The following is a 24,067-nucleotide window of genomic DNA, read 5'->3' as shown; positions in this document are numbered from 1 at the left end:
AGGAGAGCGCATGGCGAAGGACCTCACATCCCGGAAGGACGATTACAACCGCTGGTACACCGACGTGATCACCCAGTCGCAGATGGCCGATTACTCGCCGGTCAAGGGGTGCATGGTGATCCGCCCGCTGGGCTACGCGGTGTGGGAGGCGATGCAGCGCGAGCTCGACGCGCGCTTCAAGGAGACCGGGCACGAGAACGCCTACTTCCCTCTGTTCATCCCGGAGTCCTTCCTCCACAAGGAGGCCGAGCACGTGGCGGGATTCGCGCCCGAGCTCGCCGTCGTGACGCACGGCGGCGGCAAGGAGCTCGAGGAGGCGCTGATCGTCCGGCCGACTTCGGAAACGATCATCTACGCCATGTTCGCCAAGTGGATCCGTTCCTACCGCGACCTGCCCGTGCTGATGAACCAGTGGGCGAACGTCGTCCGCTGGGAGATGCGCACGCGGCTTTTCCTGCGCACCACGGAGTTCCTCTGGCAGGAGGGTCACACGGCGCACGCCACGGAGGCGGAGGCCGAGGAGGAGGCGCTGAAGATCCTGGAGATCTACAGGCGTTTCGCGGAGGAGCATATGGCGATCCCGGTCTACACGGGCGTCAAGAGCGACAGCGAGAAGTTCGCGGGCGCTCTCCGCACCTACAGCCTCGAGGCGCTCATGCAGGACCGCAAGGCGCTGCAGGCGGGGACATCCCACAACCTCGGCCAGAACTTCGCGAAAGCGTTCGAGGTGAAGTACCAGACGAAAGAGGGGACGTGGGAGCACGTCTGGTCGACGTCCTGGGGTGTGAGCACGCGGCTCATCGGCGCTCTGGTGATGGCCCACGGCGACGACAGCGGCGTGTGCTTCCCGCCGCGTCTCGCCCCGGTGCAAATCGTGATCGTGCCGATCTGGAAGAGCGACGAGGAGAGAACGCGCATCTCCGAGGCGGTGAGACTGGCGGCCGAGGAGCTGAAGGGGGCGTTCCGGGTCAAGACCGACCTGCGCGACGAGGTCTCGCCCGGCTGGAAGTTCAACGAGTGGGAGCTGAAGGGCGTGCCGCTGCGTCTCGAGATCGGCCCCCGGGACCTCGAGAAGAACCAGTTCACGGCCGTGCGCCGCCTCGATCGACGCAAGACCCCGGTGCCGCGCGACGGTCTCCTGGCGCGCGTCGCTCCGCTGCTCGAGGAGATCCAGTCCGACATGCTCGAGAAGGGGCGCGCGTTCCTGCGGGAGAACACGCGTGACGCGAAGAGCTACGACGAGCTCAAGCGCGGCCTCGACGAAACGGGCGGGTTCTTCCGCGCCCACTGGTGCGGGTCGGCCGACTGCGAAAAGCGGATCAAGGACGAGACCAAGGCGACCATCCGCTGTATTCCGCTCGAAGGCAACCGGGAGGACGGCACGTGTCTGCGCTGCAACGGCGCGTCCAGACGCTGGGTCTACTTCGCGCGATCGTACTGATCGCGGCCCTCCTCCCTGTCGCTCCGGACGCGGACGCGCCCCGGGCGACTCCCGCGGCGGAGCCGGAAACAACTCCGACCGTGCGGTTCCTCGAGCCGGCGCCCCCCGGCCTCGTCCTCGGCGAGACGCGCATCACGGTCGAGGCCACGACCACCCCCGACGCCCGCATCGTGCGCGTCGAGATCGAGGCGGACGGGACGCTCCTGAGCGTCTTCGAGCGCCCGCCCTACACCCTGACCTGGAACGCCGGGAGCGGCTTCGTCAAGAAAACGCTGCGCGCGGTGGCGGTCGACTCCCTCGGCCGCCGCGGCGAGGCGACCCTGGTGACGCGACCCATCTATGTCGGGCAGTACGAAGAGGTCCGGCTGGTCAACCTCTACGCCACGGTCCGCGACCGCAAGGGAACGTCGGTCCTCAACCTGACCCGGGACGATTTCACGATCCTGGAGGACGGCGTGCCCCAGGTCCTGACCCATTTCACATCCGCCAAAGTGCCGCTCACCATCGTCCTCCTCATCGACGCCAGCAACAGCATGAATCTCGGCGGCAAGATCGAGCTGGCGCGGAAGGCGGCGGTGGAGTTCGCGGAGAGCGTCGACGCGGAGGACCGCCTGATGGTCCTGTCGTTCAACGACGACCTGCAGGGTCTCACCGCCGCGAGCGCCGACCGGAAGGCGATCAAGACCGCGATCGAGGCGATCCAGGCCCGCGGCGGGACGGCGCTCTACGACGCGATCTACCGGGCGGCCGATCAGCTCGCGGGGGCGGAGGGCCGGCGCGTCGCGGTGCTCCTGTCCGACGGCCGCGACCAGGCCTTCACCGACAACGAGCCCGGCAGCCTGCACCTGTTCGAGGAGGCTCTGGAGAAGGCGCACCGCTCCGAGGTCGCCGTCTACACCATCGGTCTCGGACGCCACCTCGACACCGAGCTCGATCTGCGCCACGAGCGCAGCCTGAAGGACATCCTGGATCGGCTGGCGCGCACGTCCGGGGGCCGCTCCTACTACCCCGAACGGGCCGGGCAGCTCTCGGACATCTACCGGCACATCGCCGTCGATCTGAAGGCTCAATACGCGCTGGCGTACGTTTCGACGAATCAAGCCCGCGACGGGACGTGGCGGGCCATCACGATCCGGACCAGGAATCCCGGCCTTCAAGTTGAGGCGAGAGCGGGCTACTACGCGCCGGGCCCGCCGGGACACTGAGACGCGAGGGGGCGGGGACGGCGGATGAGCATGAGATTGCGGACGTAGATCAGGACGCCGGCCGACTGACCGATGCTGATGACGATGTCCTGCCTGTACCAGAAGGCGTAGACGAACAGGATCAGGCTGCCCGCCAGGCTCAGGTACCAGAACGCCACCGGCACGATGGTCTCCTTGCGTCGCTCCGAGGCCAGCCACTGCACGATGAAGCGCAGACCGAACAGGACCTGTCCCAGCATGCCGAACAGCACCCAGCCGTTCACGTGCAGCAGACGCTCAAACATCGTCCTTCACCTCGTAGCGCAGCTTGCGCCGCTTCATCCAGCGGACCGCGAGCAGGTCCATGAACGACGGCAGCAGGCGGTTGCCGATGCCGTACTTCGATTCACCGTGGCGGCGCGGCCGGTGCCCCACGGAAAGCTCCTGCACGCGGAACCCTTCCATCTTCAGCAGCGTCGGGAGGAAGCGGTGCATCCCGTCGTACAGCACCAGGCGACGGAGCGCCGGTCGACGGAACGCCTTGAGCGAGCAGCCGGTGTCCGTGATCGTCTCGTCGCTCACGCGGTTGCGCACGTAGTTCGCGACCCTCGACGAGACCCGCCGCACCAGGCTGTCCTGCCGGCTGGCGCGCACGCCGACGACGGCGTCCCAGCCCGCGAGCGCCGCGAGCAGCCGCGGGATGTCGGCCGGATCGTTCTGGAGGTCGGCGTCGAGCGTGACGACCACATCCGCGCCGGCGCTCTTGAATCCCGCGTCCATGGCCGCGGATTGACCCGCGTTGCGCGCGAAGGTCAGCACCCTCACGCGCGGGTCGGCGGAGCGCAGCCCGCGGAGGACGCCGTCGCTGCCGTCGGTCGAGCCGTCGTCCACGAACAGGATCTCGTAGGTGTGACCGGTCGATTTCATGACCTCCGTGATCTCCCGGTGGAGAAGCGCCAGGTTGTCCCGCTCGTTGTAGACGGGGATGACGAGCGAGACTCCGGGGGAGGCCGGGGGACCGCCGCTCACGCTAATTAAAGATCCAGAGACGGCGGAGACGGCTCATGAAGCGGTGCCGCGCGGACTCCTCCTCGGTGAGAAGCTCGGGGGCCAGGCGGAACTTCCACTTCAGGACCGCCGAATCGTCGATACGCCGCAGGAACGGGAACAGGAAGCGCGCACCCGGACCCGCAGGGTCGAAGCAGAAGGAGGCGTTGAAGTCGATGATGCACGGCCGGCCGTCTTCGGTGACGAGGATGTTGTCGCGCTTGCGCAGGTCGATGTGCGCGACACCCCGCGCGTGGATCTGCCCCACCAGCCGCACCAGCTTGTCGAACATCGGTCCGGCCTGGTCCCGCTTTCTCCGGCACCAGCGCGTGATCCGCTCCCCCTCGATCGGCTCCATGAGAATCCCGATCCGTCCGGCTTCGCCATAACACCGGGGAATGCCGGCGATCCCCTGCAGCCTGCGAAGCGCCCGCATCTCGCGGGCCACCTGCCGGCGACCCAGCAGGCGCACGGGCCAGAGCTTGTCGCTGAAGTCCTTGAGGACCGCGCGATCCGAACCGTACGCGACGCTCTTGATGTCGGGCTTGGCCCAGCTCCCCTGCCGGATGATCTCGATCGTCAGCGGGGTGGCGGCGGCCTCGAGCGTCTCGGCCATCGGCGCTCCTGTGCTATTCTGCGCGCTCGCGCAAAGAACGTTCATCTTACCATAGCCTCCCGAGGGCACCGGACATGGCTCCGGAGCGATGACCGCCTTCACGCGCCGGGATCTCGAGTCCCTGCCGCGCCGCCGTCTCCACGACGGTCGGAACGTCGCCAAGGCGGTGGTGGATCTGGTCGAGTTCGGCGGGCGCCGCATCGTCCTGAAGGACGTGTCCTCGCGTCCCTGGCCGGTGCGCCTGGTCCTGGGCCCGTGGCAGCTCGATCGCGAGGTGCGCGCCTATCGCGCCCTGGCCGGCGCGCGCGGCACGCCGGCGTTCCTCGCGCGGGTGGACCGCCAGGCGATAGCACTCGAGTACGTGGCCGGGCGGAGCCTGGCGTCCTTCCGGCCGGGCGAGCTGGATTCCCGGTTCTTCGATCGCCTCGACCTCCTGGTCAGCACACTTCATGCCCGGGGCGTCGCGCACGGCGACCTGCACCGTCACGATGTCCTGGCCGGTCCCGGCGACGAGCCGTACCTGGTGGACTTCTCCACGTGCGTCGTGGTGTCCCCTTCGGCCGGTCGGGTGTCGTGGTTCCTCTTCCGGCAGCTGTGCAGGGCCGACCTCCGCTCGGCGGCCAAGCTCCGGCGCCGGCTGCTCCCCGCCCCCGGCGCCGAGCTGCCCGGGCGCCCCGGCCTGTACCGGATCGGCCGGCGGATGAAGGCCCTCCTCGACCTGATTCGGCGACGGGGCTAGCGTCGTCCCGCGAGCGGGGACGTTCTCCCGTGCGCGAGATCTTCCCCGAGACTCCTGATATAATCCGGCCGAGCCATCGACCCGGGTCTCCGGAGACATCCGCGTTCATGATCAAGGACGTCCGCACCAAGGCGCTCAAGGTGATCCCCGACGAACGGGGACGCCTCATGGAGACGCTGCGATCGGACGACGAGCTGTTCAGCAAGTTCGGGCAGGCCTACATCACGACCGCCTACCCCGGCGTCGTGAAGGGGTGGCATTACCACAAGATCCAGGTGGACAACTTCATCGGGGTCCGAGGAATGTTCAAGGTCGTGCTGTACGACGACCGCGAGGGCTCGCCGACGCGCGGCGAGGTGAACGAATTCTTCCTCGGCGTGCACCAGCCGATGCTGCTGCAGATCCCGATCCGCGTCCTGCACGGCTTCAAGGCGATCGGCACGGAAGAGGCGATCATGCTCAATCTTCCCACCGAGCCCTACCGGCACGACGCCCCCGACGAATACCGCGTCGATCCCCACAGTCCCGACGTCCCCTACGACTGGGCGCTGAAGGAGAAGTAGGCATGAAGGGGGTCATCCTCGCCGGCGGCCTGGGCACGCGCCTGAATCCACTGACGAAGATCACGAACAAGCACCTCCTGCCGATCTACGACCGGCCGATGATCCACTACCCGCTCCTGACCCTGGTCGACGCCGGCATCCGCGACATCCTGATCGTCACCGGCGGCAACCATGCGGGGGAGTTCCTGCGCCTTCTGGGGAACGGCCGCGAGTTCGGGCTGGAGGATATCGCCTACACCTACCAGGAGGGCGAGGGGGGGATCGCCGACGCGCTCTCGCTGGCCCGGCACTTCGCCGACGGCGACAAGGTCGTGGTGATCCTGGGCGACAACATCATCGAGGGGGACATCCGCCGGACCGTGGACGCCTTCCGCGCGCAACCGAAGGGGGCGCGTCTTCTCATCAAGAAGGTCCCCGACCCCGGGCGCTTCGGCGTGCCGGAGCTGCGCGGCGGACGGATCGTGTCGATCGAGGAGAAGCCGAAGGTCGCGAAGTCGGACTACGCCGTCATCGGGATTTACATGTACGACGCGTCCGTGTTCGATATCGTCTCGACGCTCAAGCCGTCCGACCGCGGCGAGCTCGAGATCACCGACGTCAACAACGCCTACCTGGGCCGGGGCGAGCTGGAGCACGACATCCTCGAGGGCTGGTGGACCGACGCCGGCACCTTCGAGTCGCTGTACCGCGCCAGCCAGCTCGTCCGCGAGAAGATGATCGAGAAGCTCACGGCGAAGATCCGATGACGCGCGTCCTCGTCACCGGGGGGGCCGGATTCATCGGCTCCCACTACGCGCACCATGCGCTCGCCGCCCACCCCGACTGGCGGGTCACCGTCCTCGACAAGCTCACCTACGCCGGCAATCCCGCCAACCTCGAGGACCTGAAGGGGAATCCCAGGTACGTGTTCCTCAAAGGCGACATCGCCTCGAAGACCGACGTCGAGAGGGCGATGGAAGGGGGCGTCGACATTCTCATGAATTTCGCCGCCGAGACGCACGTCGATCGTTCGATCGGCGATCCGGAGGGGTTCATCCGCACCGACATCTACGGCGCCTACACGCTCCTGGAGGCGGCGCGGGAGCGCAAGGTGAAGGCGTTCGTGCAGATCTCCACCGACGAGGTGTACGGCAGCGTGGCCAGCGGCCAGAGTCGCGAGACCGACGCCCTGATGCCGAGCAACCCGTACTCCGCGAGCAAAGCGGCCGCCGATCGTCTGGCGTATTCGTACTTCGCGACCTACCGCCTGCCCGTCTTCATCAGCCGCGCCTCGAACAATTTCGGACCGCGCCAGTACCCCGAGAAGGTCATCCCGCTGTTCGTCACCAACGCCCTCTCGGACGAGCCTCTGCCGCTCTACGGCGATGGTCAGAACGTGCGTGACTGGCTGTACGTGACCGATCATTGCGCGGCGCTCGACGTGATGCTCGAGCGCGGCACGCCCGGCGAGGTCTACAACATCGGCGGCGGCAGCGAGCGCCGCAACATCGAGATCACCGAGATGATCCTCGACCGGCTGGGCAAACCCAGGACGCTCCTGCGGCACGTCCAGGACCGTCCCGGGCACGACCGGAGGTACGCCCTCGACTGCTCGAGGATCCAGGCGCTCGGCTGGTCGCCGCGGGTGCGGTTCGAGGAGGGCCTGGAACGGACGGTCTCCTGGTACGCCGAGAACCGGGCCTGGTGGCAGCCGATCAAAACGGGGGATTACCTGTCGTACTACCGGGCGCACTACCGCCTCTGACGGATTCCGTCACATCGATCGAGCGCAGCACCCCGTTGCGCTCCATGTCCAGATCGATCTCCAGGACCGGACGGTCGGGAAGCGACGTGTCCCAGTACAGCAGCCGCGCCCGGTAGCCGTCCTCGGTCTCCACGGGATCGATGCGCGACACCGCGTCCTCGGCGTCCAGGCTCTCGGCCAGCCGCTGCATGTTCTCCTCGCTGTCCCGGGCCCCCTCGAGGGCGACGAGGTCGAGCGGCGTCAGGACGAGGCCGGGAAGACGCCCCTCGATCCGGAGATAACACGCGATCATCTCGCGGGCGCCGCCGCGATCCAGGGACAGGTGGTCGCGGGCGACGGCTTCCGAGATCCGCGCCCGCGATTCCTCGACCGGCTGGGGAGGGATCCGACCCGGGTTCGCCAGGTTCTCCGGCCAGAGACCGCGCACTCCGACGATGACCCAGGTGTCCTGGCAGCCGTTCGTGCAGACGACGTAGAGCCTCAGGTGCCTCAACGACCCGCAGGGGATCCTCTCGACCTCGGCGCCGCGGTTCGGACCGGGGTAGACGGCGGAGAAGACCGCCAGGGACCGGCTCAGGCTCTCCGGCGGGTCGAGCAGCGAGGTCGCCCAGAGGATCACGACCGCCACGACGGCCAGACAGGCCCCTGTCGCGACGCCGACCCACTTCACCGGGACGCGTCCTTCTGGAGCAGGTGGTATCCCTGGCCCGATACCGTTCCGCGCAGGACTTCGATCACGCCGGACAACGCGGCGGGATCGACCGTCTTCAGCAGTTCGTCCTCGATCAGGAGCTGCCGCGGCCCCGGGCGTCCGAGGTAGAGTGCTATCGCCTCCGGCGTGTCGGCCTCCTCGGCGAAACGATCGGTGTAGAACACCCAGGCATCCCGCTTCTCCTCGGTCGTCGCGAATGCCGCGCCGTCCACGAGGCGCTCCTTCACCAAAGAGGCGAAGCCGCGGATGTTCGCGCGCCGGTTCGCCCAGGGCAGGAGAGTCTCCGTCGAGATGAGGACCACCAGGACGAGCGAGGCGAACAGACAGGTGAGCGCCCCCGCGGTGCGGCCTCTCACGTGCAGGATCGAGGCCGCCACGGCGCCGGCGGCGAAGACGAGACCGAGGGCCGCGGCCGTGGCGAGAAGCTCCGGGTAGCGGCGGCGCGCCATCAGCACCAGCGCGGCCGTCACCAGAAGCGTGATTCCGGCCCACGCGAAGAGAGGAATGCGCAGACGGCGCGCCGCCTCCGGAAGCGCGGCCTCATCGTCGGACCCGCGTGTCTCCCCCTCTGCGGGGGCGCTCCGCCAGGCGCGCGCCAGCAGACGCGCCACCAGGATGGCCGCGGCGGGGTAGAGCGGAATGATGTAGACGCCGCGCTTTCCCGTCGAGAACGAGAAGAACAGGAAGATGGCGGCGGCCCAGGACAGGAGAAAGACCGCCGCGCTCCTGCGTTCGCGCTCCTGCGGCGAGACCGCGTGCGCGACGGCCCAGGGGAGGAAGACGATCCAGGGGAAGAAGCCGACCGGAAACCGCCAGAGGTAGTACCAGACGGGATGCGTCGAGTTCCACGCCCCCACATAGCGCTCCACGTTCTGGTGCATCAGGACCCAGATCGCGTACCTGAATCCCAGCCGCCAGGCGAACACTCCGAACCAGGACAGGGTGACCAGAAGGTAGAGGAGGATGCCCGGGGGGGAGACGACGCGCCGGGCGAAACGGAAATCCCGCTCGAGGAGCGCCCAGGGCACGATCGCCAGGATCGGCAGCACCAGACCGACCGGCCCTTTCGCCAGGGTCGCGACTCCCATCATGATCCAGGCGGCCGCGATCAGGACGCCCTCCCTGTCCCGCCGCGCGCGGCCGAGCCAGAAAAGGACGATGGCCGACAGGACGAACAGGTTCAGCGTCATGTCGATCGAGGCCCAGCGGCCTCGCTCGAGGATCTGCAGCGACGTGGCGAACACGAGCGCCGCCAGCAGACCCGTACGCCGGTCGTAGAGCCAGGCCCCGAGTCGCTCGATCAGGAGCAGCGCCAGGAGGGTTGACACGGCGGACGGCAGCCGCGCCGCCCACTCGTCGATCCCCCCCAGGAGGCTCGCGAAGCCGTTGATCGCCCAGAAGAACAGCGGCGGCTTGTCGGTATAAAGATGATTGTCGAGGGACAGGACCGAGTAATCGCCGCGCATCCACATCTCCTTCGCCACCAGCGCGAAGCGGGGCTCGTCGGGAGGCCACAGGTCGTGCGACCCGAGTCTCCAGAAGAAGAGACCGAGCCCGGCGAACAGGAGGAGCGCGAGGCGGCGCCGTTCGCGCGCGTTGACAGTCCCGTGTGCGTCCATCTAGGATGCGTCCTCGCCGCCGACGGCGGGCCCTCTGTGCGGAGACGACGGATGCAGGAGCGCAGCAAGGTTCTCGGCTGGATCCGTCTCCTCCTCGTCTACGCGTTCATCGCGGCCCTGCTGTACGTGTCCCACCCCACGCCGGCGCTCCTCTGGACCGGCGCCGTCCTGGCGCTTCTCGGCGAGGCGGTCCGGATGTGGGCCACGGGCCACCTGACCAAGTCGGTCCGTCTGGTCACGTCGGGACCGTACGCCTACACGCAGAACCCGCTCTACCTCGGACGCCTCCTGATCCTCACCGGGCTGGCGATCGCGGCCCGCACCGCAGCGTACGTGAACCTCGTCGCGCTGGCGATCGGCTACGCCGTCTTCTTCCTTTATTACATTCCCCGCAAGCTGCGGGTCGAAGGGGGGCGTCTGGCGAGGCTGCACGGCGCGGCCTTCGAAGAGTACCACCGGAGCGTGCCGATCCTCCTGCCCCGGCTCCGCCGCTACCCCGGCGGCCGGCAGCCCTGGTCCTTTCCGCTCATGGTGCATAACCAGGAGCCCCTGGTCCTGGCGGGCGTCACCCTGGCGCTCGCCGTCCTCGCCTGGAAGACGGGACATCCCTGAGCGCGGACCGAGACGCATCCTCATCCCCCGACCGGCCCTTGCGGAGGGGGCTGCTTCAGAGCCCCCAGAAGCAGGTCGGCGAGCCTCGCGCCGACGACCGCGGCGCTGTAGTTCGTCTCGACCCTGAGGCGGCCGCGCTCACCCATCCGCCGCGCGAGGTCCCGTTCGACGACCAGGCGTCGAAGACAGGAGACCCACTCGTCCGCCGTCCGCGCGAAGAGCCCCGTCTCGTTCTCCTGGACCAGATCGCGATTGGCCCCGACGGGCGAACAGACGACGGGCAGCCCCGCCGCCTGGTACATGAGGATCTTCAGCCCGCACTTCCCCTGCGAGAACGGCGTGTCGTCGAGCGGCATCACCCCGATGTCGAGATCCAGGAGGGCCGGCGCCTCCCCCGCGGCGCTCCACGCGATCGTCTCCGTCGGGACGCCGGGAAATTCCACGAATTCGTTGCAGATCTGGACGAATCTCCCTCCCGGGCTCTCCCTCAGAACGCGGCGCAGCGGCTCGGCCAGGGCCTGCAGATAGCGCAGGCTCGGCCGGCTGCCGATCCAGCCGATCCGTGGCGCGCCCCCTCGCGCGCCGCGCGCCGCGCGCGCCCGGGCCAGCGCGGGGGCGGGGAACGGGCGCAGATCCACCGCGGTGGGGAGGACCGCCACGTCCCGCGCGTAGCGCGCCGCGTGCTCGGCCAGGTACCGGTTGCCGGCGATTACCCGGGTGCCGCGACGGAGGACCGCGGCAAGGCGCGTGCGGCGCGAGACGGCCCGCCTGGAGGCGCGCTCCTCCCCGAAGCGCTCGCGCTCGTCGGGACTGACCGCGAAGATCGCGTCGTCGAAGTCGAACACGAGGGGGGCGGTGCCGAGCAGGAGCGGCAGCTTCCAGCGTGCGAACAGCTTCTTCTGCACCAGGACCGCGTCGGAGCGCCGCGCCTTGCGCGCCAGATCGGCGAGATCGGACAGCCGGCGCCTCTTGGCCACGAAGACCTCGGCGTCGATCCCGCGCTCTCTCAGGACCTCGAGATGCTGCAGGACCCGCAGGCGGCTGCTCGGGTGGCTGGCGCCGCCGTTCAGGACGCAGAGAAGGCGCACCCTACCTCCAGGTGATGCGCACTCCGCCCGGGCCGAGATCGAAGGCCACCCGGCCGGGCGCGTCGCGCCACCCGCGCCCGCCCCGGTGCGAGTCGACGAGGAGGCGTCCGATCCCGAGCCCGCTGGCGTAACCCAGGAAGACGTCGGGGGCCCAGTGGCGATCCCGGTCCATGCGCTGCAGGGCGGTGAGCCCGGCGGTGCTGTAGAGACCCCAGGTGCCGAAGTGCTTCCAGAAGCGGACGCCGCGGCCGTCGTCGGACCCGACACGCAGGTGCCGGTCGATGATCGGCGCCAGCATCGAGGCCGCGATCGTGACGTCGCCCGAGACGCTGTGGCCGTTCGAGCTGAACAACCGGACGCGATCGCCGACTTCCGGCCGGTCGGTGGCGACGACCTTCTGGGCCGTCCCCGTCACGGCCCCCGCGAAGGCCAGGGTCTCGAGGAGCAGCATGGACGTCTCGCGGTCGTACTCCGAATCGCGCATCTTGCCGACGAGATAGAAGCCCAGGGCGGTGGCCAGAGGGGTCCCCAGCTTTCCCATGTTGCGGGCCTCGTCGAGGAAATGATCGATCGAGTCCGTCCGGTTGCGCTGCACCGCGTCCCGGATATCCTTCCGCACGGTGTAGAGAGCCGCTCCCGTTCCGATCACGGCGGCGAGCTTGAACCATCCGGCCCGATCCAGGTGGGCGGGGCGCCCGAACACGTAGCGCGCGTCGAGGCCGACCTGGCGCCATTTCAGGGGCGCGTCCGATCCCGTGCGCTCCCCCGCCCCCTCCGCGGCCCCGGACTCGTCCGCCCGGGCCGTCTGCATCGTCCCGGGCATCAGGCACACCAGCAGGACGACAAGTCCCGCACGCGCTCTCGTTCCTGTTCCCCTCATGGCGTCTTCCCCTCCGGCACTTCGGATATGGGTGGCGTCCCGCCCCCCGCCACCAGGAGCATTTCGCGATGCCCGATCTGCTGCCGGTCCAGGACGTCCAGCGGACCGGCGAGCGTCCGCCGCTCCCCCTCGAAGACGTCGTCTTCGATGAGACAGTAGCGGCGCGTCGGCGAGCTGAAATACTCGCTCAGCTGGCGGGGGCTCTTCAGCACCGGAATGAAGCGGCCGGTGTAGTAGACATAGGTCGGGTGGTAGTCCGGATACATCGCCAGCTCGGCCTGACCGACCTCGGCCAGCACGCGCTGACTGAAGGCCCGGGCCGACTTGTGCGGATCGAGCGCCGGCAGAACGGCCACCACGACCGCCAGGTACACGACCACGAGCCCGCCGCTGAACGCCGCCAGCGCGGCCCCGCCCCGGTACCGCCGGTGCACGATCAGCGCCGCGAGCGCTGTGAGGCCGGCCAGCGCGGCGACGAGGACCGCCGGTCGGAGCAGATCGGGCGCCTCGGATCGGATCTTCGGCACGGCCACGACGGCCCCCCCGATCGCGAGCGCCAGGCAGATCCCGGGCAGCCAGGCGATCGCGCGATCGACCGGCGACGGGTCCCAGTCCATCAGCGCAAGGTCCCACACCCGCGCCACCAGGAGGGCGAGCAGCGGAAGCAGCGGCAGCAGATACACGCCGCGCTTCTCGACCGAGACGGTGAACACCGTGAAGATGACGACGATCCAGGAGTAGACGTAGGCGTTGTCACGGTCCGGCCGCGCCCCGCGGCGCGGGAAGGTGTGCCGCAGCGCGGCCGGCAGCAGGATCACCCACGGGAAGAATTCCAGGGGCAGGCTGATCAGGACGTGGTAGAAGGGCTGGGCGTGGTGCTCGCCGCTCGTGAAGCGGTGCGCCAGGCGCTGCAGGAGAGCCTCCAGGGGGAACGGTTCGCCGGTCCTGCGGTAGGCCGCCACCCAGAACGCGAGCGGGACCAGGGAGAGCGGCAGGCCCCAGGGCAGGCCCATCCGCCGCACGAACCGGAGATCGTGCGATGACGCCAGGAAGACCAGGACCGCCAGGAGCGGGATGAGCAGCCCGTGCGGCCCCTTGGTGAGATTGGCCAGACCGATGGCGAAATAGAAGACCGCCATCCAGACCTGCCCGCCGCCGGCCCGGTAGGCCTGATGGAAGGCCAGGCAGGCGAGCATCAGCCAGAATGTCCAGAGCATGTCGGGGTGCGCCCAGCGCCCCTCCATGAAGTATCCATAGGTCGTCGCCAGGATCACGGCCGCGAGCGTCCCGGTCCGCCGGCCGAACAGGCCCCTTCCCAGGAAAAAGACGACGAAGAGCCCCCCGAGCGCGGCGAGGCTCGACGGCAGGCGCAGGGCGAGCTCCGTGGGCCGGCCCGCCGGAACAGAGAACAGCGCCGCGAGCCAGGGATAGAGCGGCGGCTTCTCGAAGTAGAGCTGCTGGTTGTCGCGCAGCACCGCCCACGACCCGCTCAGGTGGATCTCGCGAACGACCTCGCCGATGTCCGGCTCGTCGGGGGCCCACAGGTCGTGCGCTCCGAGTCCCGTGGCGAACAGCAGGAGCCCCAGAACGAGAAGCAGCAGGAGACAGCTCCTGTCGCTTCGGAAGATCAGGACCGCCAGGGTCATGCGCTCGTGGCTCCCGGCCGCGGGACGCTCCCGTGGCCCAGAGGATCGGACGGTCTACTGGACGGAGGCCTCGGGCGCGGGCCGGTCGTCGCGGAACTGCAGCGCGTGAAGGCGCGCGTACAGCCCCTTGCGCGCCAGGAGTTCCGGGTGCGTGCCACGCTCGACCAGACGTCCCTCGTCGAGGACCAGGATGACGTCGGCCCGGCGGACGGTGGAGAGGCGGTGCGCGATGACGAACACCGTGCGACCCCTCATCAAGTTCTGCAGCGCCCCCTGGACCTCGGCCTCCGATTCCATGTCGAGGGACGACGTCGCCTCGTCCAGGATCAGGATCGGCGAGTCCTTCAGGATCGCCCGCGCGATCGAGATCCTCTGCCTCTGTCCCAGCGACAGCCGGTGGCCGGCCTCCCCCAGGGTCGTATCGAAGCCGTGCGGCAGCGTCCGGATGAACGCCTCGGCATGCGCGGCGCGCGCCGCGGCGAGCACCGCCTCCATCGGGACATCGGCCCGGCCGTAGGCGATGTTGTTGCGTACCGTGTCGTCGAACAGGATGACCTCCTGGGTGACGAGGCCGATCTGGCTGCGCAGCGACGGCAGGGCCACGTCGCGCACGTCGCGCCCGTCGATGAGCAGCGCCCCCTCGGTCACGTCGTAGAAACGAGGCAGCAGGTTCACCAGGCTCGACTTGCCGGCGCCGCTCGAGCCGACCAGGGCCACGACCGTGCCGGCTGGCACGATCAGATCGACCCCCCGCAGGACGGGGGTCTGGCCGTACGCGAAATGCACCCCCCGGAACTCGATGCGCTCGCGGAACGCCGGCAGATCGACGGCACCCGGCTTCTCGCGCACGCGGTTCGGCAGGTCCATGAGGTGGAAGACGCGCTGGGCCGCGGCCATCGCCTGCTGCAGCTCGTTGTTGATCTTCACCAGGTTCTTGATCGACAGGAAGATCATGGTGAGCGCACCGATGAACGTGAGGAACTCGCCGCCGGTGAGCTTGCCCGAGGCGATGCGCATCAGGGCGTAGGCCAGGAGGATGGCCCCCCCGATCGCCCCGACCACATCCAGCACCGGCCCGGTGATCGAGGTCAGGCGGGCGCCGCGCTTCTCCGCGCTCTGGATCCGGTCGAGCGCCCTGCCGAAGCGCCCGATCTCGAAATCCTCCATCCCGAAACCCTGCACGACGCGGGTCCCGGTGATCCCCTCCTTCATCACGTCGACGGCCTCCCCCATCTTCTCCTGGCTGCGCCGGCTCGTGCTCTTGAGACGGATGCCGAGGCGCGCCACCGGGTAGACGATCAGGGGGAGCAGGATCAGGCAGAAGGAGGCGAGCCGCCAGTTCAAGTAGAACAGCCACGCCGCCTGCCCGATCACGATCGCCACCAGCCGGAAGATGTCCGCGAGATCTCCCGAGACCGTCCGCTGGATACGCCCGACGTCGTTGACGACCCGCGAGATCAGCATGCCGCTCGGGTGATCGGAGAAGAACGCCAGCGATTGTCTCTGGATGCGGGCGTACAGGTCGGACCTCAGGTCCCTGACCACCTGGAGCCCGACCCACCGTGTCAGGTACGAGCCGAGGTAGGTGAAGACTCCCTTCAGCACGAACAGGATGACGATCAGCGCGGCGATGATCACGATCTGGCCCGTCGACTCTCCGAGGCGTCCGATGAGCGGAAGCTTCGGGGCGACGGTGCCGCCCGGACCAAGGAATTTCAGGACCCGATCGACGATCTCCCCCTTGCCTTGCGTCGCGGCCGGCTCGATCGGCACGCGGGAGAAGAACTGGTCGACGATCGGCCGGATCAGGCTGAGCAGACCGAGCAGCACGACCGAGATGAGGGCCGAGGACAGCGCGGCCGCGGCCAGGCGCGCGACGTAGGGCCGCACGTAACGCAGGAGGCGGAGCAGGTCTTTCATCAAGCCTCGAAAGAGACGGGCACGATCCCCGGACCGCGCCTCAGCGCGGCGGGATCTCGAGGGCGCTGAAGAAGTAGCCGATCTCGAAGGCTGCGGTCGCCGGCGCGTCCGAACCGTGCACGATGTTCTTCTCGATCGACGAGGCGAGGTCCTTCCTGATCGTGCCCGGTTCCGCCTTGGCCGGATCGGTCGCCCCCATGATCGTCCTGACCCGGGCGATCGCCCCCTCCCCTTCCAGGACCATCGGCACGATCGGGCCGGACGACATGAATTCGACGAGCGAAGAGAAGAAGGGCCTCTGGCGGTGCACGTGGTAGAACCCCTCGGCCTCGGCGCGCCCGAGGCTCGTCATCTTCAGCGCCACGACCTTGAGGCCCGCGGACTCGAAGCGCCTCACGACTTCGCCGACGACGTTCCGCGCGACACCGTCCGGCTTCACGATCGACAACGTCCTCTCGATCATCCTCTCCCTCGCGCGCCCGCGGAGGGGGCCGACTCCCGCAGCAGCGCCTCCACCGCCTCGCCGATCTCGGCGGGGTTCTGCAGGACGCGCACGCCGCACTCCCGCAGGACCGCCATCTTCTCGGCGGCGGTTCCGTGTCCGCCGGCGATGATCGCGCCGGCGTGGCCCATCCGCTTCCCGGGCGGGGCCGTCTGGCCGGCCACGAAAGCGACCATCGGCTTGTTCAGGTCCCGCGCGGCGTAGCGCGCCGCCTCTTCCTCGGCGCCGCCGCCGATCTCGCCGATCAGCACGAGGGCGCGCGTTTCCGCGTCGTCGCGGAACAGCCGCAGGGCGTCCAGAAATGTCGTGCCGATGATCGGGTCGCCGCCGATGCCGATGCACGTGCTCTGTCCGATGCCGCGCCGCGACAGCTGGGCCACCGCCTCGTAGGTCAGAGTGCCGCTCCTCGAGATCACGCCGACCGGCCCGGGCTTGTGGATGTACCCCGGCATGATGCCGATCTTGCACTTCCCCGGCGCGATGATCCCGGGGCAGTTCGGCCCGATGAGGCGCGTCGGATGGCCGGACAGGGCCGCCTTCACGCGCACCATGTCCGACGCGGGGATCCCCTCGGTGATGCAGACGACCAGCTTCAGCCCGGCGTCCGCGGCCTCCAGGATGGCGTCGGCGGCCGCCGCGGGCGGGACGAAGATCATCGACGCTTCCGCCGCCGTCTTCGAGACCGCCTCCCGCACCGTGTCGAAGACCGGGATCCCCTCGTGCAGGACGCCGCCGCGGCCGGGCGTGACACCGGCGACGATCCGGGTGCCGTACTCGAGGCAGCCGCGCGCGTGGAAGGTCCCCTCCCGTCCCGTGATTCCCTGGACGACGACGCGCGTCTCCTTGTCGACGAGGATGCTCATCGCGCGCCCGCCAGCGCCACGACCTTCCGGGCCGCGTCCAGCATCCCGTCCGCCAGGGTGAAGTCGAGACCCGACTCCTTGAGGATGCGCCGCCCCTCCTCGACGTTGGTCCCCTCGAGGCGGGCCACCACCGGCACGCGCACGGCCACCTTCTGGATCGCCTCGACGAGCCCGCGCGCCAGGACGTCGACGCGCAGAATGCCTCCGAAGATGTTGATCAGGACCGCCTTCACGCTGGGATCCGAAAGCAGGATCTTGAACGCCGACGCCACCTGGTCGGAGGTTGCGCCGCCGCCGACGTCCAGGAAGTTGGCGGGCTCCCCGCCGACGAACTTGATGATGTCCATGGTGGCCATCGCCAGGCCGGCGCCGTTCACCATGCACCCCACGGTCCCGTGCAGCTTGATGTAGTTGAGGGCGTGCAGGGAGGCCTCGACCTCGAGCGGGTCCTCCTCGTCGGTGTCCCTCAGGTCTCTGATCTCCGGGTGGCGGAACAGGGCGTTGTCGTCGAAGCTCATCTTCGCGTCCAGGGCCAGGAGCGTCCCCTGTTTCGTCACGACCAGCGGGTTGATCTCGAGAAGCGACGCGTCCGTCGCGTCGTACGCGGTCACGAGGGCCTGCATGAGCCGCGTGCCGCGCGTCATCTCCTCGCCGGTGAGACCGAGGGCCAGGGCGAGACGGCGTCCCTGGAACGGCCGGAAGCCGATGAGCGGATCGACCGGCTCGATCCGGATCGCCGCCGCATCCTTACGCGCCACCTCTTCGATCTCCATTCCCCCCTGGGCGGAGCCCATCACGACCGGGAGCGAGCGCCCGCGATCGAGCGTCGCCCCCAGGTAGATCTCGCGGGCGATGTCGACCGGCTCTTCGATCAAAAGGCGCCGCACCTTCTTCCCCTGCGGTCCGGTCTGCGGCGTGACCAGCGTCATGCCGATCATCTGGCGCGCCAGCCGCTCCGCCTCGTCCGCGTCGGCGGCGATCTTGACGCCGCCCCCCTTGCCGCGACCGCCGGCGTGGATCTGCGCCTTGACGACGCACTTTCCGCCCAGGCGCGCGGCAACGGCCCCCGCCTCCTTGGGGCTGAAGGCGACGTCCCCCTTCGGCACTTCAATCCCGAAGCGCTTCAGGATCTGCTTCGCCTGGTACTCGTGAATTTTCATGGGCACTCTATATAGCATCCGTCCCGGATCGTGTCAAACCATTGTTTTGACAGCCCTTTCCTGCTCTGTTACGATGCGCGCGCGGTCAGCATGGGAGTCGTCCCGAAGGATGTCACTCCTCGATAGAGTCGCGATCCCCGCCCTTGCCGCGGTCTTCGTCGCGCTGGCGGCCCCGGCCGGGACGCCCGCCTCCGCGTCCGACGCTCCGCCCGCGCCGATTCCTCTCGCGGATCGCCTGGCATCCCTCGTGCGCGCCCCCGCCCTGAGTCCGGAGGAGACCGGCATCGCCGTCCTCCTGCTTCCGGAGGGACGCCCGATCTACATGCGCAACGCCGATCGCCCGCTCCTGCCCGCGTCCACGCTCAAGATCCTGACGAGCACCGCGGCGCTCGCCCTGCTGAAGCCGGAATTCGTCTACCAGACGCGCCTGCTGGCCGACGGGCCGATCGACGCCGCGGGGACGCTCACGGGAAACCTCTACATCCAGGGATCGGGCGCGCCCGACCTCGTCGGCGAGTCCTGGTGGATGATGGCCCGGCGTCTGTTTGCTCTGGGGCTGCGCCGTGTCGACGGTGATCTCGTCGCGGACGAGTCGTACTTCGACTCCGTGCGCCGGCCCCCCGGATGGCCCCAGCCGGCCGCCGACTCCTGGTACAACGCCCCGGTGGGCGCCTTGTCCTGCAACTTCAACGTCGTGACCGTGACCGTGGACCCGTCCCCGCTTCTGGGGGCGCGCCCGGACCTGACGCTCGAACCGGCGGCTTCCTATTTCCAGGTCCTGAATCGCGCGACGACGACGACCGGGCCCACGTCCTTGAGCGTGTCGCGCTCGTTCGAGAACGGGCAGAACGGCCTGGTCGTGAACGGTGCTGTCCGGAGGGGGGGCGGCCCGGTCGTGTTCCACCGGGCCGTGGAGGAGCCGCCGCTCTACGCCCTCACCACCTTCCGCGAGATCGCCCGATCCGAGCGGATCGAGATCAAAGGAAACCTGACGGTCGGCGCCGTGCCCGACAAGGCGCGCGAGCTGCACGCGCACGAGTCGCGCCCGCTCGGCGCGCTGGTGCGGGACATGAACAAGAACAGCAACAATTTCGTGGCCGAGATGCTGGTGAAGACGCTGGCTGCCCAGTTCGTCGGGACGCCCGGCACGACCGCGGCCGGCCTGGACGTCATCAAGAACTACGTCGGGGGTCTCGGGATCGACACCTCGGGCGTGCGCCTCGTGGACGGCTCGGGTCTGTCGGACGAGGACCGCGTTCCGGCGCGCGTCCTCGCCTGGGTCCTGGCGCGCGGCTGGAGCGACTTCGAGATCGGTCCCGAGCTGGTCTCGTCGCTGCCGATCGGGGGGGCGGACGGCACGCTCGACGAGCGCTTCGGCGGCGAGGGGTCGCGGCGGCGCGTGCGCGCCAAGACGGGCCGGGTCGCCTCTGCCCTGACCCTCGCCGGCTACGCCGCGAACCGGGACGGCCGCACGCTCGCCTTCGTGGTCCTCGCGAACCGGCCGCGCGGCTCGATCGACGCGGTGCACCGCGCCATCGACCGCCTGGTGGACGAGGTCGTCGCGAGCACCGACGCCGACCTGGGGGCGGGCCGCGAGGACGGGGGAGCCGTCGAGACTAGACCGGGAGCTTCGTCACCAGCTCCCGCACCGCCGCGGCGGAGCGGTCGAGCGCCGACTTCTCCTCGGCGGTGAGCTTGATCTCGATGACCTTCTCGAGGCCCCCGGATCCCAGCCGCGCCGGCACGCCGAGGAACAGATCGCGGTGGCCGTACTCGCCGTTCAGGGAGACGGCGCAGGGCAGGATCCTGTGCTCGTCGAGAAGGATCGACTCCACCATCTGGACGATCGAGGACGCCGGGGCGTAATAGGCGCTGCCGGACTTGAGCAGGTTGACCACCTCGATGCCGCCGTCGCGCGTGCGCTGCACGATGGAGTCGATCTGCTCCTTGGAGAGGAGCTCGGTGATCGGGATGCCGGAGACGGTCGAGTAGCGCGGCAGCGGGACCATGGTGTCGCCATGCCCGCCCAGGACGAAGGCGTGGGTGTTGGCGACCGACACCCCCAGGGCCTCGGCGATGAAGAAGCGCATGCGCGCCGAATCGAGCACCCCGGCCATCCCCAGGACCCTCTCGCGCGGGAAGCCGCTGATCTTGAGCGCGGTGTGCGCCATGGCGTCGAGCGGGTTGCTCACGACGATCAGGACGGCGCGCGGCGAGTGCCGGACGACTTGCTGCGTGACGCCCTTGACGATCTCGAAGTTCTTCTGCAGGAGGTCGTCGCGGCTCATCCCCGGTTTGCGCGGCAGGCCGGAGGTGATCACGACCACGTCCGAATCGCGCGTCTCCTCGTAGCCGTTGCTCCCCGCGAGCCGGAAATCGTAGCCGTCCACCGGTCCGGCTTCGTTCAGGTCGAGCGCCTTCCCCTGCGGCAGACCCTCGACGATGTCCACCATCACCACGTCGGCCAGGCGGCGCTGCACGATGCGCTCCGCCGCCGAGGCGCCGACGTTGCCGGCGCCGATGATCGAGACCTTTCTGCGCATGTCCGTCTCCTCAGCTCCCCTCTTCGATTTTCGCGATGACGACGTCGGCGAACTCCGAGGTCTTCACCGTCACGGCTCCCTCCATGTGGCGCGCCAGGTCGTAGGTCACCCGTTTCGTCCTGATGGCCGCCTGCATCCCCTCCACGATCAGGACCGACGGCTCCAGCCAGCCCATGTATTCGAACATCATCGCGCCCGACAGGATGAGCGAGCCGGGGTTGACCTTGTCCTGGCCGGCGTAGGCCGGAGCGGTGCCGTGCGTCGCCTCGAACACGGCGGTCGTGTCGCCGATGTTCGCCCCGGGCGCCAGCCCCAGGCCGCCCACCTGCGCCACCGCGGCGTCGGACAGGTAGTCGCCGTTCAGGTTCGGCGTCGCGACGACCGAATAGTCCGAGGGGCGGATCAGGATCTGCTGGAACATCGAGTCGGCGATCCGGTCCTTCATCACCACCTTGCTCGCGGGCGGCTTCGCGACCTTCGAGGCTTCCTCCTCGGTGATCGTGAACTGGGGGAACTCCTCCCTGGCCACCTCGTAGCCCCATTCCTTGAAGGCGCCTTCGGTGTACTTCATGATGTTCCCCTTGTGGACCAGCGTGACGCTCGGCTTCTTGCGCTCGACGGCGTACTTGATCGCCTTGCGCACGAGCTGCTTGCTGGCCCTGGCGCTCATCGTCTTGACGCCGATGGCGGAGTCCGCCGCGATCGTGGTGCCCATCTCGCGGTTCAGGAACTCCACCACCTTCCGGCACTTCTCCGTCCCCTCGCGCCACTCGATCCCCGCGTACACGTCCTCGGTGTTCTCCCGGAAGATCGTCAGGTCGACGTCCTGGGGATTCTTGACGGGCGACGGCACGCCCTGGAAGTAGCGCACCGGGCGGATGCAGGCGTAGAGATTCAGCTCCTGCCGCAGAGTGACGTTGAGGCTGCGATAGCCGCCGCCGATCGGGGTCGTCAGCGGCCCCTTGATGCCGACGGTGTAGTGGCGGATCGCTTCGAGCGTGTCCTGCGGCAGCCACTCGCCGTACTTGTCGCGCGCTTTGCCCCCGGCGTAGACCTCGAACCAGTGGATGAGGCGCTTGCCGCCGTAGGCCTTCTTCACCGCCGCGTCCAGCACCCGGCGCGCCGCCGCCCAGATGTCGGGACCGATGCCGTCCCCTTCGATGAACGGCAGGATCGGATGGGACGGGACCCTGAGCTTGCCGTCCTCGACCTCGATCCGCTTCCCTTCGAGCGGGACATTCAGCTTTTCGAATTTCAAGGTGACGGTCTCCTCGCGCCCGCTCCCCGCCGCGTGGCCGCGGCCCCGGACCCCCCGAGAGACGGTGCGGACGCTCTGATTGCGGAGTGAGCGATGAATCTAGCACAGCGCCTTCTCCCGTTCAATATTGCACCAGCGACCCTTCCTGCCGCGCCTTGCGCACGGCGAATCGGAACGCCAGGATGCCGAAGGGCAGGAGGACCGCGACGAACAGCAGAAGCGCCTGGATGTCCGGCCAGAGCTCGGAGAAGCGGCTGCCGCGCAAAAGCGCGCGCCGCAGGGCGCGCAGGGCATAGGTGATCGGGAGCAGGTGCGACCAGCCGCCGAGCCAGCGCGGCATGTCCTCAGGCGGGTAGAACACCCCCCCGACCAGCGCCGAGCCGCTGGCCACGAGGTACGTGATCGGGTCGCCGCGCTTGAGGTACAGGACGAAGGCCGCCGACAGGATGCCGAGACCCGAGAACGCCAGGACCGTCAGCGCGATGATCAGCAGGGCCGGCAGCAGGTTCCCCAGGTGGATCACGACTCCGAAGAACAGCCGCCCGATGACCAGGTACGTCACCACCTTGATCGAGGTGAGCAGGAAATCCCACAGCGACGACCCCAGGACGATCGTGCCGATGGAGGTGGGCGTCAGGAGCATCGCCTCGAGCGTCCCGGTCATCTGCTCGCCGCGCACCTTGCCGCCGAACGACATGAGGGCCGACGACAGGTAGTGCAGGAGCGCCAGCCCCAGGAGAACGTACGCGAAGTAATCGACCCCCTCGAGACCGGGGGTGGTCGAGGGGGCCGCGACGACGCGCGACACGTAGTACCAGATCAGGACCGAAAAAAAGATCCCGAAGGCCTGCATGATGAACGAAGTCCGGTACGACACCTCGATGAGGAAGTCGCGCCGGATGAAGGCCAGGAGTGTCCGCAGCGTCCTCATCCCGGGGACCTCTCAGCGTCCTGGTCCATGAGGTCGAAGATCTCCTGAAGACTGGGCTCGCGCCGCGCGCACGAGAGGATGACGGCCCGCGTCTCGAGGAGGGCGCGCAGGAGATCCGAGAAGGCGCGTCCGTCGCGCTCCACCTCGGCCGACAGGCGCAGGATCCCGTCCTCGTGCCGTTCGAGCGCGCAGCGCCAGCGCGGGTCGGAGGGGGGCGCGTCGAGCCCGCGCACCGTCAGGATGTAGTGGTCGCGCCCCGGAAGACCGGTGGTGATGCCGGTCACGCTTCCCTGTCGCAGCACGCGGCCCCGATCGAGCACGACGATGCGGCCGCACATCTCCTCCGCCTCCTGCAGGTTGTGCGTCGCCAGCAGCACGGTCTTGCCGCGCTCGCGGTTGAGCCGATCCACGACGAAGCGGCGCAGGTGCTTCGCCGCGATCGGGTCGAGGCTCCTTGTCGGCTCGTCCAGGCAGAGGATCGGCGGATCGTGCAGCAGGGCGCGCGCGATCGCCAGGCGCTGCTTCATGCCGGTGGAATAGCTCATGAACGACCGATCGGCGATCGACTCCATGTCCATGACCTTGAGGAGACCGGCCGAGGTGCTGTGGGCCTCGGCGGACCTGAGCCCGTACAGGCGGGCGAAGAAATCCAGGTTCTCGCGCCCGGTCAGACGCCAGTAGAAGGAGCGCTCGTCCGAGGTCACGAAGCCGATCGATCTCTTCACGGCCCGGTCGTCCCGCGCGACATCGACGCCCCCGACCACCGCCCGTCCGGCCGACGGCAGCACCAGACCGGCGAGGATCTTGAGGAACGTGGTCTTGCCCGCGCCGTTGGGACCGAGGAGTCCGTAGATCTCCCCCGCGCGGGTCTCCAGGGTGATGTCCTGGAGCGCCGTGACGCGCTCCGCGCGGCGGAAGGGATGGAGCGCAATCTCGCGCAGCGACCGGCGCTTGATGTACACCTTCGTGAGGTTCTCGGCCAGCACGGCCACGGACATC

24 protein-coding genes are annotated in these 24,067 nt (G+C 68.8%); 8 read left to right on the top strand and 16 right to left on the bottom strand.

The annotated features are described in order from the left end of the window. The first annotated feature begins 10 nt into the window (after nucleotides 1-10). Both proS and VEW47_01870 read left to right on the top strand, forming a co-directional pair. Nucleotides 11-1,441: a proline--tRNA ligase gene (gene proS, locus VEW47_01875; protein HYS03917.1), complete on the top strand. Its 1,431-nt coding sequence runs from the start codon at nucleotides 11-13 to the stop codon at nucleotides 1,439-1,441. Continuing rightward, nucleotides 1,384-2,646, top strand: coding sequence for a VWA domain-containing protein (locus VEW47_01870; GenBank protein HYS03916.1), 1,263 nt, complete (start codon nucleotides 1,384-1,386; stop codon nucleotides 2,644-2,646). Before proS ends, VEW47_01870 begins: the two co-directional genes overlap by 58 nt. On the opposite strand, the gene VEW47_01865 is transcribed toward VEW47_01870, so the two are convergent. From VEW47_01865 to VEW47_01855, 3 genes are read right to left on the bottom strand one after another with little or no spacing between them, the layout of a single operon-like run. Next, nucleotides 2,619-2,930 carry a lipid-A-disaccharide synthase N-terminal domain-containing protein gene (locus tag VEW47_01865; protein ID HYS03915.1) on the bottom strand — a complete coding sequence of 104 codons (312 nt, stop codon included), beginning with the start codon at nucleotides 2,928-2,930 and terminating at the stop codon, nucleotides 2,619-2,621. The two genes, VEW47_01870 and VEW47_01865, sit on opposite strands and share 28 nt — an antisense overlap. Next, the gene (locus VEW47_01860; GenBank protein ID HYS03914.1) at nucleotides 2,923-3,654 is read right to left on the bottom strand and encodes a glycosyltransferase family 2 protein; all 732 of its coding nucleotides are present in this window, start codon (nucleotides 3,652-3,654) and stop codon (nucleotides 2,923-2,925) included. Before VEW47_01860 ends, VEW47_01865 begins: the two co-directional genes overlap by 8 nt. 1 nt (nucleotide 3,655) lies before the next feature. Further along, nucleotides 3,656-4,288, bottom strand: a complete 633-nt coding sequence (locus VEW47_01855; protein ID HYS03913.1) for an RIO1 family regulatory kinase/ATPase — start codon at nucleotides 4,286-4,288, stop codon at nucleotides 3,656-3,658. 88 nt (nucleotides 4,289-4,376) lie between these two features. On the opposite strand from VEW47_01855, the gene VEW47_01850 reads away from it, so the two are divergent. The 4 genes from VEW47_01850 to rfbB all read left to right on the top strand — a co-directional run bounded on the left by VEW47_01850 (nucleotide 4,377) and on the right by rfbB (nucleotide 7,334). Next, nucleotides 4,377-5,027 carry a phosphotransferase gene (locus VEW47_01850; protein HYS03912.1) on the top strand — a complete coding sequence of 217 codons (651 nt, stop codon included), beginning with the start codon at nucleotides 4,377-4,379 and terminating at the stop codon, nucleotides 5,025-5,027. 107 nt (nucleotides 5,028-5,134) lie between these two features. Further along, nucleotides 5,135-5,590 carry a dTDP-4-dehydrorhamnose 3,5-epimerase family protein gene (locus tag VEW47_01845; GenBank protein HYS03911.1) on the top strand — a complete coding sequence of 152 codons (456 nt, stop codon included), beginning with the start codon at nucleotides 5,135-5,137 and terminating at the stop codon, nucleotides 5,588-5,590. A 2-nt stretch (nucleotides 5,591-5,592) separates the two neighbouring features. Then, entirely contained in the window at nucleotides 5,593-6,336 is a 744-nt protein-coding gene (locus tag VEW47_01840) for a sugar phosphate nucleotidyltransferase (GenBank protein HYS03910.1), read from the top strand. Continuing rightward, nucleotides 6,333-7,334 (top strand): dTDP-glucose 4,6-dehydratase, encoded by a 1,002-nt coding sequence (rfbB, locus tag VEW47_01835; protein ID HYS03909.1) that lies wholly within the window; start codon nucleotides 6,333-6,335, stop codon nucleotides 7,332-7,334. Before VEW47_01840 ends, rfbB begins: the two co-directional genes overlap by 4 nt. Here rfbB and VEW47_01830 read toward each other — a convergent pair. Then, complete coding sequence (locus tag VEW47_01830; GenBank protein ID HYS03908.1) at nucleotides 7,285-8,004, bottom strand: hypothetical protein; 720 nt, start codon at nucleotides 8,002-8,004, stop codon at nucleotides 7,285-7,287. The two genes, rfbB and VEW47_01830, sit on opposite strands and share 50 nt — an antisense overlap. Beyond that, nucleotides 8,001-9,665 (bottom strand): glycosyltransferase family 39 protein, encoded by a 1,665-nt coding sequence (locus VEW47_01825; protein HYS03907.1) that lies wholly within the window; start codon nucleotides 9,663-9,665, stop codon nucleotides 8,001-8,003. Before VEW47_01825 ends, VEW47_01830 begins: the two co-directional genes overlap by 4 nt. Before the next feature lie 51 nt (nucleotides 9,666-9,716). On the opposite strand from VEW47_01825, the gene VEW47_01820 reads away from it, so the two are divergent. Beyond that, nucleotides 9,717-10,277, top strand: coding sequence for a methyltransferase (locus tag VEW47_01820; GenBank protein HYS03906.1), 561 nt, complete (start codon nucleotides 9,717-9,719; stop codon nucleotides 10,275-10,277). A gap of 20 nt (nucleotides 10,278-10,297) precedes the next feature. Here the strand turns inward: VEW47_01820 and VEW47_01815 are convergent, their stop codons facing one another. From VEW47_01815 to sucC, 7 genes are read right to left on the bottom strand one after another with little or no spacing between them, the layout of a single operon-like run. Then, entirely contained in the window at nucleotides 10,298-11,365 is a 1,068-nt protein-coding gene (locus VEW47_01815; GenBank protein HYS03905.1) for a glycosyltransferase family 4 protein, read from the bottom strand. Nucleotide 11,366: 1 nt separating this feature from the next. Beyond that, nucleotides 11,367-12,245 carry a hypothetical protein gene (locus tag VEW47_01810; protein ID HYS03904.1) on the bottom strand — a complete coding sequence of 293 codons (879 nt, stop codon included), beginning with the start codon at nucleotides 12,243-12,245 and terminating at the stop codon, nucleotides 11,367-11,369. Next, nucleotides 12,242-13,891 (bottom strand): glycosyltransferase family 39 protein, encoded by a 1,650-nt coding sequence (locus tag VEW47_01805; GenBank protein ID HYS03903.1) that lies wholly within the window; start codon nucleotides 13,889-13,891, stop codon nucleotides 12,242-12,244. The genes VEW47_01810 and VEW47_01805 overlap by 4 nt, the downstream gene beginning before the upstream one ends. Nucleotides 13,892-13,945: 54 nt before the next feature. Further along, nucleotides 13,946-15,811: an ABC transporter transmembrane domain-containing protein gene (locus VEW47_01800; protein HYS03902.1), complete on the bottom strand. Its 1,866-nt coding sequence runs from the start codon at nucleotides 15,809-15,811 to the stop codon at nucleotides 13,946-13,948. 40 nt (nucleotides 15,812-15,851) lie between these two features. Then, complete coding sequence (gene ndk, locus VEW47_01795) at nucleotides 15,852-16,274, bottom strand: nucleoside-diphosphate kinase (protein HYS03901.1); 423 nt, start codon at nucleotides 16,272-16,274, stop codon at nucleotides 15,852-15,854. Beyond that, a complete protein-coding gene (gene sucD, locus VEW47_01790) occupies nucleotides 16,271-17,176 on the bottom strand; it encodes a succinate--CoA ligase subunit alpha (protein ID HYS03900.1) in 906 nt (301 codons plus the stop codon). The genes ndk and sucD overlap by 4 nt, the downstream gene beginning before the upstream one ends. After that, on the bottom strand, nucleotides 17,173-18,336 hold the full coding sequence (sucC, locus tag VEW47_01785) for an ADP-forming succinate--CoA ligase subunit beta (protein ID HYS03899.1): 1,164 nt from the start codon (nucleotides 18,334-18,336) through the stop codon (nucleotides 17,173-17,175). The genes sucD and sucC overlap by 4 nt, the downstream gene beginning before the upstream one ends. A gap of 109 nt (nucleotides 18,337-18,445) precedes the next feature. Between sucC and dacB the strand changes: the two genes are divergently transcribed. Further along, nucleotides 18,446-20,029 (top strand): D-alanyl-D-alanine carboxypeptidase/D-alanyl-D-alanine-endopeptidase, encoded by a 1,584-nt coding sequence (dacB, locus tag VEW47_01780; protein ID HYS03898.1) that lies wholly within the window; start codon nucleotides 18,446-18,448, stop codon nucleotides 20,027-20,029. Here the strand turns inward: dacB and mdh are convergent. The 4 genes from mdh to VEW47_01760 all read right to left on the bottom strand — a co-directional run bounded on the left by mdh (nucleotide 19,953) and on the right by VEW47_01760 (nucleotide 24,066). Further along, on the bottom strand, nucleotides 19,953-20,879 hold the full coding sequence (gene mdh / locus VEW47_01775) for a malate dehydrogenase (GenBank protein ID HYS03897.1): 927 nt from the start codon (nucleotides 20,877-20,879) through the stop codon (nucleotides 19,953-19,955). The genes dacB and mdh overlap by 77 nt on opposite strands. Nucleotides 20,880-20,889: 10 nt before the next feature. After that, nucleotides 20,890-22,137 carry an isocitrate dehydrogenase (NADP(+)) gene (icd, locus tag VEW47_01770; protein HYS03896.1) on the bottom strand — a complete coding sequence of 416 codons (1,248 nt, stop codon included), beginning with the start codon at nucleotides 22,135-22,137 and terminating at the stop codon, nucleotides 20,890-20,892. 121 nt (nucleotides 22,138-22,258) lie between these two features. Beyond that, nucleotides 22,259-23,068 (bottom strand): ABC transporter permease, encoded by an 810-nt coding sequence (locus VEW47_01765; GenBank protein ID HYS03895.1) that lies wholly within the window; start codon nucleotides 23,066-23,068, stop codon nucleotides 22,259-22,261. Continuing rightward, nucleotides 23,065-24,066: an ABC transporter ATP-binding protein gene (locus tag VEW47_01760; protein ID HYS03894.1), complete on the bottom strand. Its 1,002-nt coding sequence runs from the start codon at nucleotides 24,064-24,066 to the stop codon at nucleotides 23,065-23,067. The genes VEW47_01765 and VEW47_01760 overlap by 4 nt, the downstream gene beginning before the upstream one ends. Between the last annotated feature and the right edge of the window lies 1 nt (nucleotide 24,067).

Source organism: Candidatus Dormiibacterota bacterium, assembly GCA_035635555.1.
Classification (GTDB): Bacteria; Acidobacteriota; Polarisedimenticolia; order Gp22-AA2; family Gp22-AA2; genus Gp22-AA3.
The sequence above is the reverse complement of the archived record's forward strand: the minus strand, read 5'-3'. Positions and strand labels throughout refer to the sequence as shown.

Coding starts and splice junctions, on each gene's coding strand:
- proS (HYS03917.1), top strand. CDS start 11: ATGGCGAAGGACCTCACATCCCGGAAGGACGATTACAACCGCTGGTAC.
- VEW47_01865 (HYS03915.1), bottom strand. CDS start 2,930: ATGTTTGAGCGTCTGCTGCACGTGAACGGCTGGGTGCTGTTCGGCATG.
- VEW47_01855 (HYS03913.1), bottom strand. CDS start 4,288: ATGGCCGAGACGCTCGAGGCCGCCGCCACCCCGCTGACGATCGAGATC.
- VEW47_01850 (HYS03912.1), top strand. CDS start 4,377: ATGACCGCCTTCACGCGCCGGGATCTCGAGTCCCTGCCGCGCCGCCGT.
- VEW47_01845 (HYS03911.1), top strand. CDS start 5,135: ATGATCAAGGACGTCCGCACCAAGGCGCTCAAGGTGATCCCCGACGAA.
- VEW47_01840 (HYS03910.1), top strand. CDS start 5,593: ATGAAGGGGGTCATCCTCGCCGGCGGCCTGGGCACGCGCCTGAATCCA.
- rfbB (HYS03909.1), top strand. CDS start 6,333: ATGACGCGCGTCCTCGTCACCGGGGGGGCCGGATTCATCGGCTCCCAC.
- VEW47_01825 (HYS03907.1), bottom strand. CDS start 9,665: ATGGACGCACACGGGACTGTCAACGCGCGCGAACGGCGCCGCCTCGCG.
- VEW47_01820 (HYS03906.1), top strand. CDS start 9,717: ATGCAGGAGCGCAGCAAGGTTCTCGGCTGGATCCGTCTCCTCCTCGTC.
- VEW47_01810 (HYS03904.1), bottom strand. CDS start 12,245: ATGAGGGGAACAGGAACGAGAGCGCGTGCGGGACTTGTCGTCCTGCTG.
- VEW47_01805 (HYS03903.1), bottom strand. CDS start 13,891: ATGACCCTGGCGGTCCTGATCTTCCGAAGCGACAGGAGCTGTCTCCTG.
- VEW47_01800 (HYS03902.1), bottom strand. CDS start 15,811: ATGAAAGACCTGCTCCGCCTCCTGCGTTACGTGCGGCCCTACGTCGCG.
- ndk (HYS03901.1), bottom strand. CDS start 16,274: ATGATCGAGAGGACGTTGTCGATCGTGAAGCCGGACGGTGTCGCGCGG.
- sucD (HYS03900.1), bottom strand. CDS start 17,176: ATGAGCATCCTCGTCGACAAGGAGACGCGCGTCGTCGTCCAGGGAATC.
- sucC (HYS03899.1), bottom strand. CDS start 18,336: ATGAAAATTCACGAGTACCAGGCGAAGCAGATCCTGAAGCGCTTCGGG.
- dacB (HYS03898.1), top strand. CDS start 18,446: ATGTCACTCCTCGATAGAGTCGCGATCCCCGCCCTTGCCGCGGTCTTC.
- mdh (HYS03897.1), bottom strand. CDS start 20,879: ATGCGCAGAAAGGTCTCGATCATCGGCGCCGGCAACGTCGGCGCCTCG.
- VEW47_01765 (HYS03895.1), bottom strand. CDS start 23,068: ATGAGGACGCTGCGGACACTCCTGGCCTTCATCCGGCGCGACTTCCTC.
- VEW47_01760 (HYS03894.1), bottom strand. CDS start 24,066: ATGTCCGTGGCCGTGCTGGCCGAGAACCTCACGAAGGTGTACATCAAG.